Source organism: Parageobacillus caldoxylosilyticus, assembly GCF_019272935.1.
Taxonomy (GTDB): domain Bacteria; phylum Bacillota; class Bacilli; order Bacillales; family Anoxybacillaceae; genus Saccharococcus; species Saccharococcus caldoxylosilyticus.
Genome location: NZ_CP040553.1, coordinates 3,510,544 through 3,522,032, shown reverse-complemented (window position 1 = coordinate 3,522,032; position 11,489 = coordinate 3,510,544). Strand labels below are relative to the sequence as shown.

At 43.9% G+C, this 11,489-nt stretch carries 10 protein-coding genes; 3 read left to right on the top strand and 7 right to left on the bottom strand.

What is annotated here, in order from left to right; genetic code table 11:
• Positions 1-179 precede the first annotated feature (179 nt).
• Positions 180-944, bottom strand: a complete 765-nt coding sequence (gene cobA / locus BV455_RS17940; RefSeq protein ID WP_218687515.1) for a uroporphyrinogen-III C-methyltransferase — start codon at positions 942-944, stop codon at positions 180-182.
• A 223-nt stretch (positions 945-1,167) separates the two neighbouring features.
• Here cobA and BV455_RS17935 point away from each other — a divergent pair, with 223 nt between their 5' ends.
• Positions 1,168-2,736, top strand: a complete 1,569-nt coding sequence (locus BV455_RS17935; protein ID WP_218687463.1) for an IS1182 family transposase — start codon at positions 1,168-1,170, stop codon at positions 2,734-2,736.
• Between the two features lie 258 nt (positions 2,737-2,994).
• Here the strand turns inward: BV455_RS17935 and BV455_RS17930 are convergent, their stop codons facing one another.
• Both BV455_RS17930 and BV455_RS17925 read right to left on the bottom strand, forming a co-directional pair.
• Positions 2,995-3,396 carry an acyl-CoA thioesterase gene (locus BV455_RS17930; RefSeq protein WP_218687514.1) on the bottom strand — a complete coding sequence of 134 codons (402 nt, stop codon included), beginning with the start codon at positions 3,394-3,396 and terminating at the stop codon, positions 2,995-2,997.
• 20 nt (positions 3,397-3,416) lie between these two features.
• Positions 3,417-4,598, bottom strand: a complete 1,182-nt coding sequence (locus BV455_RS17925) for an iron-containing alcohol dehydrogenase (RefSeq protein ID WP_218687513.1) — start codon at positions 4,596-4,598, stop codon at positions 3,417-3,419.
• Positions 4,599-4,846: 248 nt separating this feature from the next.
• Between BV455_RS17925 and BV455_RS17920 the strand changes: the two genes are divergently transcribed.
• Positions 4,847-6,082: an IS256 family transposase gene (locus tag BV455_RS17920; RefSeq protein ID WP_218687240.1), complete on the top strand. Its 1,236-nt coding sequence runs from the start codon at positions 4,847-4,849 to the stop codon at positions 6,080-6,082.
• Positions 6,083-6,567: 485 nt separating this feature from the next.
• Here BV455_RS17920 and BV455_RS17915 read toward each other — a convergent pair whose 3' ends face one another.
• A complete protein-coding gene (locus BV455_RS17915) occupies positions 6,568-7,617 on the bottom strand; it encodes a nitronate monooxygenase (protein ID WP_218687512.1) in 1,050 nt (349 codons plus the stop codon).
• A gap of 409 nt (positions 7,618-8,026) precedes the next feature.
• On the opposite strand from BV455_RS17915, the gene BV455_RS17910 reads away from it, so the two are divergent.
• Positions 8,027-8,590, top strand: coding sequence for a Uma2 family endonuclease (locus BV455_RS17910; protein ID WP_218687511.1), 564 nt, complete (start codon positions 8,027-8,029; stop codon positions 8,588-8,590).
• A gap of 200 nt (positions 8,591-8,790) precedes the next feature.
• On the opposite strand, the gene pcp is transcribed toward BV455_RS17910, so the two are convergent.
• The 3 genes from pcp to BV455_RS17895 form a co-directional block, all read right to left on the bottom strand.
• Positions 8,791-9,393 carry a pyroglutamyl-peptidase I gene (gene pcp / locus BV455_RS17905; protein ID WP_061579723.1) on the bottom strand — a complete coding sequence of 201 codons (603 nt, stop codon included), beginning with the start codon at positions 9,391-9,393 and terminating at the stop codon, positions 8,791-8,793.
• 26 nt (positions 9,394-9,419) lie between these two features.
• On the bottom strand, positions 9,420-9,734 hold the full coding sequence (locus BV455_RS17900; RefSeq protein WP_235605573.1) for a DUF3899 domain-containing protein: 315 nt from the start codon (positions 9,732-9,734) through the stop codon (positions 9,420-9,422).
• Between the two features lie 131 nt (positions 9,735-9,865).
• Complete coding sequence (locus BV455_RS17895) at positions 9,866-11,485, bottom strand: peptide ABC transporter substrate-binding protein (RefSeq protein WP_218687510.1); 1,620 nt, start codon at positions 11,483-11,485, stop codon at positions 9,866-9,868.
• Positions 11,486-11,489 lie beyond the last annotated feature (4 nt).

Below are 11,489 nucleotides of genomic sequence, written 5' to 3'. Positions count from 1 at the left end.
AAACAATGTTGCATGCCTAACGACGCAACCATCGTTTTATTGTCAAAATCATCAAGGTCAATATTCCGATTTCGCGTGTTTTAGAAACATGACCGCTTCCCCCTTTCGAACAAATTTGTTTTCATCGTACCATCATGTGATATTTATTTCACTTTATTTGTAAGAAAATATAACATATTTTAACACTGTGAATATAAAGGGTTGCAATATGGTCGAAACCAAGAAATCGTTTCATGAAGCCGCACAACGTCTCCAATCACGATAATCGCAGGATTTTGTATTCTTTCCTTTTTCGCCGTTTTTGTGAGATTTTCTAACGTGCTTACTACGGTGCGTTGCTGCTCCGTCGTTCCTTGAAAAATGAACGCGGCAGGAGTGTGAGGAGAGCGGCCATACCGAAGCAATTGTTGTTGAATGTAAGCCAAGCGGCGAATGCCCATATAAACCACTATCGTATCGATATTAGCAATGTGCTCCCACTTTAGCTTCTCTTCGTTTTCCTCACATACATGACCTGCGACAAACGCAATCGTTGATCCGTAACGACGATGGGTAAGAGGGATACCTGCGTACGCCGGGGCAGCAATCCCTGCTGTAATCCCCGGGACAATTTCAAACGCTACTTGGGCTTTGGCAAGCGTTTCCGCTTCTTCAGCCCCCCTTCCATAAATAAAAGGATCTCCTCCTTTTAAACGCGTCACCACCTTCCCTTCTTTTGCATAGCGGACAAGCAGCTGATTAATCGTTTCCTGAGCAACAGAATGATGCCGCGGCTTCTTCCCGCAATAAACGAGCTCTGCCCCTTGTTTCGCATACTGAAGCAGCATCGGATCGACAAGACGGTCATATAAAATGACATCGGCTTCCTGGATGCATCGCACCCCTTTGACCGTAAGCAATTCTGGATCACCCGGTCCAGTTCCAACAAGATACACTTTCCCCATTTTTCTCCCTCCTTTATTTATGTTAAATTATCTCACACAAATAGATAAAATGAATCTATTGTGTTATATAATCTAACATTATTTTTGCAAAAAGAGGATGTCCCAAAAGTGTTCGCATAGCGTTCGCTTTTGGGACACTTTTTTGGATAAAAAAGAAGAAAACCGTTCCTCTTTTGGTATAATAGAGTCACCACAACCCTACCAAAGAAAGGACGGTTTTCTTATGTACATTTATTATAACCGAGATCAACTCATTTTGCCAATGGATCTTGAAATTTTCATTCCCAAACATCATCTTTGCCGGATTGTGGATCTGGCAGTGGAAAAAATGGATCCGGCTCTGTTCGTTTCCCTCTATCCTGGCGGAGGGCGTCCAGCCTATCATCCGAAAATGATGTTGAAAGTCATCCTGTATGCCTACGCCAATCGGATCTACTCCTCTCGCCAAATCGCCAAGCAGTTGAAAGAAAACATTTACTTTATGTGGCTATCCGGCCATCAAACACCGGATTTTCGCACGATCAACCGATTTCGGTCGGAACGGATGAAGGACATCATTTACGAAACGTTTTTCTCCATTGTCGATCTTCTGCGTCAAGAAGGGTTGGTCAAGTTAGAGGATTATTTTCTGGATGGAACGAAAATCGAGGCCAATGCCAACCGATATACATTCGTTTGGCGCAAATCAACGGAAAAGTACGATCAGAAACTGGAGGAGAAATTCCGGAAAATCGTTGCCTCGATCGAACAGGTGACGAAAGAAGATGAAGAGGCGGAACAAGAGGGGGATTTTCAAGAAAAGCTGGAAGCTTCACCGATCACGTCCGAAAGGATCGAAGCCGTCATCGAACAAGTGGAAGAGCGCCTAAAGAAAGAGCCGAAGAATCGTACGTTAAAGAAAGCCAAACGGCAATTGGAACAAGATCTTCTCCCCCGTAAGAAAAAATATGAAGAATACAAAGAAAGATTAGGCGAACGGAACAGTTTTTCGAAAACGGATCCGGATGCCACGTTTATGCGGATGAAGGACGACCATATGAAAAATGGCCAGCTCAAACCGGGGTACAATGTGCAGATTGGGACAGAGAACCAATTCATCACTGGATTTAGCGTGCATCAACGGGCAGGGGATGCCGGATGTTTCATTCCGCATTTGGAGCAATTGGCCGCCTATGGGCGTCCAATGCCTAAACAAGCCATTGCGGATTCCGCCTATGGGAGTGAGGAGAACTACACGTACTGTGAGAAAAAGAAGATAGTCGCCCTGATCAAGTACAACACGTTAGATCGGGAACAAACGAAAGCGTGGGCGAAGGAGATCGGCCGAATCGAGAACATGACGTATGATGAGGAGCTGGATGAGTGGATTTGCGCTAAAGGGGAACGGTTGGTGTTTGTGTATGAACGGAAGGAAACGACCGACAACGGGTACGTTACCGTCAAACGGACGTATCGTTGTACGGCTTGTGCCGGATGTCCGTTTCAGGCGACATGCGCCAAAGGCAAAGACACGAAAACCATCCGCGTTTCCTTGAAAAATCAACAACAACGGCAAGAGATCCGTAAACGGCTGTCCACGGAAGAAGGGGCGGCGACGTACCGAAAACGACAAATCGAAAACGAGCCGGTGTTTGGGCAAATCAAGCACAACCAGCAATTTCAGCGCTTTTTGTTAAGAGGGCTCCCAAAAATTACCTTGGAATGGGGGCTTATTTGTGCTGCTCACAATTTGAGAAAGTGGGCGGCCACAACCGATCCAACAAAGAAAAAACAGGATAAAATTCAGAAATAAGGAGAAATTCCTGCTTCAAAAAAGGAATAAATAACCAAATAGTAAAGAAAAGAAACAGAGGCTGTCCCCAAAAGGTCGGTTTAACGACCTTTTGAGACAGCCTCAATGATGGTTTAACAATTGTTCGATGATCTGTTTACAGCGCTTGGCTCGTTCTTCCAGCTCTATTTACAAACGATCAACCAGCCAATAACCTACAATTTAAGTCCCTAGTATGTAATCGCAAAAATCCCAACTTTGTTTCATGCACATCTTCTCTCATTCTTGCGGGCGCCATAAATGTTCGTTTAATTTCTTCCTTATTTCGTCTGGAATCGGCTCTGACCTTTGCGTTTCGAAATTAAAATTGACGTAAACCGATCTTCCTTTCGCGCAAAGCCGCCCGTTTTGATGGATTTCTTCGCAAATGGTTAAACTGGTGTTGCCGATGCGCTCGATTCCCGTATAAACCGTTACTTCGCTTCCATAATAAATTTGATTCACATAATCGACTTCCATATGAATAATCACCATTCTCCAATTCTTAAAGGAAAGGTCGGGAGTAAACATTTTAAAAATTTCTTCCCTTCCTGCTTCAAACCATACCGGAATCGTCGTGTTGTTAATATGGCCGACGCCGTCTGTTTCGGAAACTCGCGGGACAATGACCGTAGTAAACATTTTCATCCTCCATTCTTACTTTATTTCGGCTCCGTCACCACACCTTTAAAAGCGGATTGGTAAATCGTCCGTATATCGTCCTCTGACAGCGGAAGCGGACTGCGTGCAAGCAGGCGTTTTTGCCGGACGGCATCTTTCGTTAAGCTTTCTAATGCGCTCTCTGGGATGTTAAATCCGCCAAGCGTTCTCGGGATGCCGACATCACGGACGATTCGCTCCAGCTCTTCGATGCACCGGTAGGAAGCTTCTTCTTCGGAAAGAAAGCACGAGTTTCCTCCTAGCGCATTCAAAATATCGGCCATCCGTTTCGTGCAGCTTTTGCGGATATATCCCATCACATACGGAAGCAATACCGCATTCGATTCGCCGTGCGGAATATGAAACTGTCCCCCTAACGGATAAGCAAGCGCATGAACTCCTGCAACGCCCGCATTGAAAAATGCCAACCCCGCTAAATAACTGCCATTGCTCATATCGATCCGCGCCTGCTTGTCCGTCCCGTTTTCCACCGCTTTCCGCAATGACCGCGCAATCAAACGTATGGCCTGCAACGCCACCCCGTCTGACGTCGGGCTTGCATTGACGGATACATACGCTTCGACCGCATGGGTCAGTGCATCAATGCCTGTCGCGGCCGTAACGCGCGGCGGAACGGAAACAGTTAATTGCGGGTCGACAATCGCTACATCCGCTAATAAATAATCATGTGTCACCACATCTTTTGTCGTATCTAAGGAGAGCACCGAGATGTTTGTCACTTCGGATCCTGTCCCTGATGTAGTCGGAATTAATATTTTCGGCAAGCCTTTTTTCTCGACTTTTCTCGTTCCCGTCAAATTGAGGTAATCCGCTACTTTTCCTTCATGTACGGCCAGCACCGCCGCTAATTTCGCCAAGTCCATCGCGCTGCCGCCGCCGACACCAATAACGAGGTCAAACTTTCCTTCCCTCGTAAAGGAAACTAATTTTTCTCCCGTCTCCAGCGGCGGTTCCGGCACTACATCCGTATAAATCTCAACATCATATCCACGTTCCACAAGCGGATTGGTCACACGCTGAACGAGGCCGATTTTCTCTAATGCTGGATCGGTTACAACCAATATTTTTTTCACCGAGAACCTCTCGACTTCTGGGATCAACTGTTCCAACGCTCCCCAGCCGACATAGCTCAGCGGAGCAAACACGATTCGTGAAACATTCATATTTATAAACTCCTTTCTTAACGAGCAATATCAGTTTTCATAAGAGTTTGGGCCATTTGCAAACGCACCCCATAAATAGAGAACAGATCATGATACAAAGAAACTTGATTTAAATTTTTGGAAACAAAATTGCAAAGTTAAGTCCATATAATTGTGTAAAAAGGGAAATAGAAAAAGAGCCATGTTGCTTCCCCTTTGGTAGAATAAACAGTGGACCAAAAACACCAAACATAAGGGGGAATGCAACCATGGCTCAATATCATATTACCCTAAATGATGAACTTTTGCACGGGTTATTCACCAGAGATGAAGGATTAGCTAAGCTATTGGAACAAGTCCTCAATCAAATCCTCGAGGCACAAGTAGAAGAACAGCTGGGAGCTCGCCGTTATGAACGAACGGAAGAACGAAAAGGCTATCGAAACGGTTCGTATCCACGCCAGCTGACGACCCGGGTGGGACGGTTGACCTTGCGCGTTCCACGGACAAGAGATGGGGAGTTCTCTACGGAACTGTTCCAACGGTATCAACGGAGCGAACAAGCACTGGTACTGGCACTAATGGAAATGGTGGTAAACGGGGTGTCTACCCGAAAAATCACTCAAATCACGGAGGAATTATGCGGCACTTCGTTTTCCAAGTCCACGGTCTCCTCGCTGTGCAAGGGACTGGATCCGATTGTCCAAGACTGGAATTACCGTTCCCTTCATGAACACGTGTATCCGTTTGTGCTAGTAGATGCTATTTATACGAAAGTCCGGGAGGATGGACGAGTACGCTCCAGAGCCGTGTTGATCGCTACAGGAGTGAATGAGGAAGGATATCGGGAAATTCTTGGCCTGCAAATCGGAAACAGTGAATCGGAGTCCAGCTGGAGCGAGTTCTTCGGATGGCTGAAAGACCGAGGACTCCGGGGAGTGGACTTGATCATCTCGGATCAGCACGGTGGGCTGGTGCAAGCCATTGAAAAGCATTTCCAAGGCGCTACATGGCAACGATGCCAGACACATTTTATTCGCAATATCCTCGATGCCGCACCAAAGTATATGCAGGATGCCTTGCTCGAGGAGATTCGTGGGATTCTTCATGCTCCAAATAAGCAAACGGCCCGGCTGTTATTGGAACAAGTGCTGGCCAAATGGGAAGAAAAAGCCCCAAAAGCCATGCAAATCCTCGAAGAGGGATTCGAAGACGCCACCGCCGTATTGGACTATCCGGACCGTTATCGTCGGCGTCTGCGTACGACAAACGGAGTGGAACGGCTGAACGAAGAAATTCGCCGCAGAGAACGGGTCATCCGCATCTTTCCGAACCGGGAATCGGTGTATCGCCTCGTTGGTGCCGTGTTGATCGAAATCGATGAAAAATGGATGTCGGGACGTAAATACTTAGATATGTCCGAATATTGGCAGTGGCGGAAAACGAAAGAGCAAGAAGCTCGATCGGTGAATCAGGAGGCTCCGGCGATCAAGAGAGTGGGATAACCTCTACGCCGTGTCAAGGAGAACGTGGAATACCGGAGCGAAGCGAGGATATGCCGCGAAAGCTCCTTGACACGCCTGTTCCTTGACAACATGATGTTTTGTCCGGAAGGCGACTGGCAGGGAGACTTGCCGGACTTACCTACTATACGTCAAGTCATCAGGTCCATGTTGTCTATCAAAGGGGAATTTACACAATAATTTGGACTTGACCAAATTGCAACCTTCTCTATACAAAGTTTCTTTATAATAAGGCAATTTGGTCATGTTTGAGATTTATGTTAAATTTACGTCCCCCCCTTTACAATATTAATGTAACATATTTTATTTAAAATTAATAATTTTTAGATAATTTTTATTAAAAAAGAAATAAATGCTCTGTTCCCGATGTGCTTTGATGAAATTATATAAAACACAAGTCGATTATTAATAAAACATTCTGACATTCTTTTTTTATCGATATAAAAAATGTTCTATATTGTTACACATCATAACAACCTATTCATCCCCTCTACCGCTTCCTTAACTTCCTCCATCAACAACCGCATAATCTCCCTCGCCGGCATGTCTTTCGCCAGGCGATAGCCCTGCCCCGCCCATAAGGACATCATTTGCGGATCGTTTGCCTGAGCAGCCGCTTTGCGAAGCTGCTTTGTCATATGGTGAATGTGCGGATATGCCGCAGGAGCCAGATTATCATATTCGATCAGGAAACGGTTTACCAATCCGCGTGCAGGACGGCCTGTAAACGCACGGGTGACAGCGGTAGTTTGAAATTGCGGATCGACTAATGCGTTTTTATGCAGCGGATTCGCTCCGCTTTCCGGGCAACGCAAGAACGCCGTGCCTAATTGAGCAGCGCACGCACCGGCCGCAAGCACCGCGGCAATATCGCGCCCATGCATAATTCCCCCAGCAGCAATCAACGGAATATCGACCACTTCACGGATTTGTTGCAATAAAACAAGCAAACTAACACTCTCGTAGACAGTAACGGCATTGCGAAACGATGCCCGATGTCCCCCTGCTTCCGGCCCTTGCACACATAAAGCGTTCGCTCCTGCCTGTGCCGCTATCAATGCTTCTTCCAGTGATGTAACGGTCACAATGACAAACGAACCGATGTCTTTCAATTTTGCGATGATATCAGACGAAGGACAGCCAAATGTAAAACTAACAACAGGAACTTTTTCTTCATACAAAACCGTAAGTTTTGCTTCCCAATCGTCATCGTCCCACTTTGCTTCCCCAAGCGGTGCACCGAATCGTTCCGCTTCTTTCTCCAACACTTGCCGATAACGAAGCAGCGCTTTCTCGTCTACGTCTTCTTCGCTTGGGACAAAAATGTTAACGCCAAACGGCTTATCGGTCAGCTCCCGAACCGCAGCAATTTCCTTCCGCATTTCTTCCGCCGTTTTATAACCGCCTGCCAAAAAACCGAGCCCGCCTGCTTCGGATACAGCCGCAGCCAGCGCTGGAGTGGAAACACCTCCAGCCATCGGCGCTTGAATAATGGGAACAGAAAGTGTATGCAACATTTTCCTCACCTTTCTCCATAAAGTGCTCCATATAAAATCTTCCGAAAATGCACGCAAAATTCCTGCAAAAAAATAATCAAACTTCGTTGCGTCTAATGCAACAGGCCAAACCCTAGACTCCCAGCCCAGCGAGCTTATGTGTCCGGAAAATAAAAACCGCTTTGTGCCGTTTCTTTTTCCATCAATCCCTAGCTTCATCGATTCAGTTCCGGAAGTTATGTAAAAAAATCGGCAGTTTTCTAGTGATCCAAGCTTAGATCGACTTCATTGGTTTCAACCATGTATGCTGAATTGTTTTTGCGGCCATATTTTTGAAAAATCAGCGCCAGTTCCGGAAACATAATGAAAACGAATAATCGTCGTTTATAATATAAACAAGAAGTGAAAACAAAAGAGGGAGGATGTTGTTGTGAGCTTACCCAAAGAAAATTTTGTCTCTCTCGAAGAATTTTACAAAATGAGAGAAAATACAGAAAGGATCTTAGAATATATTGACGGAATTGTCTTTATGTCACCATCTCCTTCTACTCAACATCAACGAGTTTCAGGAAGACTTCATGCCAAATTATTCAATTTTTTAGAAGGCAAAGATTGCGAAGTGTTCCACGCGCCTTTTGACATCGAACTAAAAAACGATAAAATGGAAGGAACGAAAATAGTGGTTCCTGATTTATCGGTTATATGCGATAAAAGCGGATTGACGGAAAATAAATTTGTTGGAGTGCCAACACTCATTGTCGAAATATTAAGCCCTTCTAATCAATCGCACGATCTCGTTTTTAAACTGAACTTATATATGCAATATGGCGTAAATGAATATTGGATCGTCAATCCAATGTTAAACATCGTGCAAATTTATTCCCTAAACGATGAAGGGCAATATCAACAGCTGGACGCGCTGAAGGAAAAAGGAATCGCTCGATCTGAAGTGCTAAAGGGATTTCACATCAACTTAGAAGATCTTTTCAAATGAAAAACCGACCTTAACATCTGGCCGGTTTTTTCTGTGCTACTATCCACTTTAAAAAGGATGAAGTCCGAGTTTTTGTGTAAAAAGAAACGGCAAAAAGCTGTTTAATTTTCCTAAGGCCTAAATTCGCTGGAACGAGAGCGAAATTTTACACAATAATCAGGACTTGACCCTTTAAAAGCTCCTGTTTTTTAGATGGTGAACTAATCTAATGCTTCGATCATGCACATCACCGCTTTTTGCAAGTCTTCTTGCGACCAGCTTGGAAGAGTCGGTTTCTGGATGGCCAACTCGTGCGAAGCAGGAAGATGAACAAATCCAGCTTTTACAGGCATGTTTTCACTCTGCACTTTATGCAAAACGGAATACATCACATTGTTGCATAAATAGGTTCCCGCCGTATTGGAAATTTGCGCAGGATATCCTTTTTCATTTAAGACATTGACAAAACGGCGGATCGGCAATGTCGAAAAATAGGCTGTTGGTCCATCCTCTACAATCAGCTCGTCTTGCGCCCGCACTCCGCGGTTATCCGGCCCGCCGTCTTTACAATTGATCGCGACCCGTTCCGGAGTGATTTTTGTACGACCCGCCGCAAGACCAAGGGAAATAACAACATCGGGTTGTATTTGCTCCAAGTATTCTAAACAAGTCAATGCCGATTGCGAAAAATCAACGGGAAGAACCCGCCCGTAAATATGATATTTTCCTATACTTGCTCCATCTAAATTTTTTGCAATTTGTTCCGTCGGATTAATAGGAAATTCTAAAAACGGAACAAAACCCGTTAATAAAAGTTTTTTCATTTGCTCCTTTTCCTCCTAAAATTCTTTTAATAGTAGAAAAATAAATAAGTCAAAGACATGCATATAGAACCTGTGCCAATGCCTAGCAAAATTTTTTTAACATTATTGAGCGTTCGGCTTCTCCATTCTTTCAACCAATCATCATTAGCCAGCCTTTCTTCTTCACGAATTAACATTTTTGGTTTAGGCACAATCCACTGATACATTTGCCGAAATCCTTTGAAGAAAAAATGGAAAAAACCTGTTTGGTAAACAAAAATGCATGCCCCAACCGCCAATATAGTGAGTCCATATAAAAAGCATTGATTAATGAAAGTAAGCGTATTTACTCCATATATCATTTTCGTCAGCAGCAAAACAACGGCAGTGCAAAAAATGGCGCTGAAATACAGCAGCATATTACTATCTCCCCTTTATGAGGTGAAAGGGAAGAATTATCTTCCAAGAAAATAATTCTTCCCTTTTTTATCAATTATTCAGCTATTTTTTTCGCCCAGCGTACATCCGGGTAACGGTTGACAGGATACACAATGCCTTTGAATTTCGGCGACGTCAAGTAGTTTTGCGAGTAGAAATAAACAGGTATAAATGGCATATCTGTCATTAAGACCTTTTCCGCTTCATGAAGAAGTTCATAACGTTTTTTATCATCTTGCTCGACTTTCGCCTGAGCCATCAAATCATCAAATTGTTTGTTTACCCAGTTAGTGCGATTGTTCGGGCTATCGCCTAAGTAATAGTCTAAAATAACGGTTGGATCAACAAAAATTCCTACCCAGCCCATACGCGCCATTTGGAAATTCGACTGATCCGTTGTTTCCAAATAGGTTTTCCATTCTTGGTTAGCCAGCTTAATTTTCACGCCAAGATTTCTTTTTAGCATTTCTTGAACTGCTTCAGCAATTTTTTTATGGTTTTCGGCCGTATTATAAATTAAAGTAACTTCCGGAAGTTTATTCCAACCTTCTTCTTTCATTCCTTCTTGTAATAATTTTTTCGCTTCTTTTACATTTTCTTCAAAATACGCGCCGCCTACTTCTCGGAAATCACCATCTGGAGTATTTACCCCATATGGAACAAATGCATATGCCGGTTTTTCTCCTGATTTAGTGATGTTTTCTACAATGGCTTTACGGTCGATGGCCATGGCAAATGCACGACGGATTTTTGCATTATTGAACGGCTCTTTATTTACGTTAAACATAAACATATAAGTTCCAAAGTACGGAACGACTTTGAATTCTTTATTATTTTTTTCTTGAGCAATCGCATCTGTAGGCAACGTTGCAATTAAATCAAGCTCTCCTGTTTTGTACATTTGATAATATGTTGTCGCATCATTGACCATCTTCCATGTTACTTTTTCCATATTGATCGCGTCTTTGTTCCAGTAGTGTTGGTTCTTTTCAATCACTACTTCGCTGTTATGTTTCCATTCAGTCAATCGGTAAGCTCCGTTGCTCACATATCCTTTTGCTTCGGCAGCCCATTTTGGATTCGATTCGACGAGCGATTTTTTCACTGGATAAAACGTCCACATCGTTAACAACTTGTCAAAATATCCTAATGGTGCCTTTAGTTCCACTTGCAGCGTTTTATCATCCAAGGCTTTAACTCCTACCTGATCGGCGCTTCCTTTTCCTTTGTTATATTCTTCCGCACCTTTAATATAGTACATGTAAAAAGCAAATGGGCTTCCTGTCTTCGGATCGAGCACACGTTTCCAAGCATATTCAAAATCTTGGGCGGTCACCGGATCGCCATCAGACCATTTTGCATTATCGCGAATCGTAAACGTATAAGTTTTTCCATCGTCTGATACTTTTACATCACTTGCAGCCCCTAATACAGGTTCACCTTTTTGATTTTTCGTATACAGTCCTTCAAATAGGTGATCGATAATCCATCCTGATGTTGTATCCGATGCAAGAGCAGGGTCTAAGCTCGGAGGTTCGCTCATCGCATTTAACGTAATTTCTTGCTTAATATTTTTGGCTGCTCCATCTTCCGAAGTTCCCTTGCTGCCGCAGCCAGCTAACACGGTGGAAACCAATAATAGTAATGCAAATATACTTGCGAAAACTTTTTTCATGCTT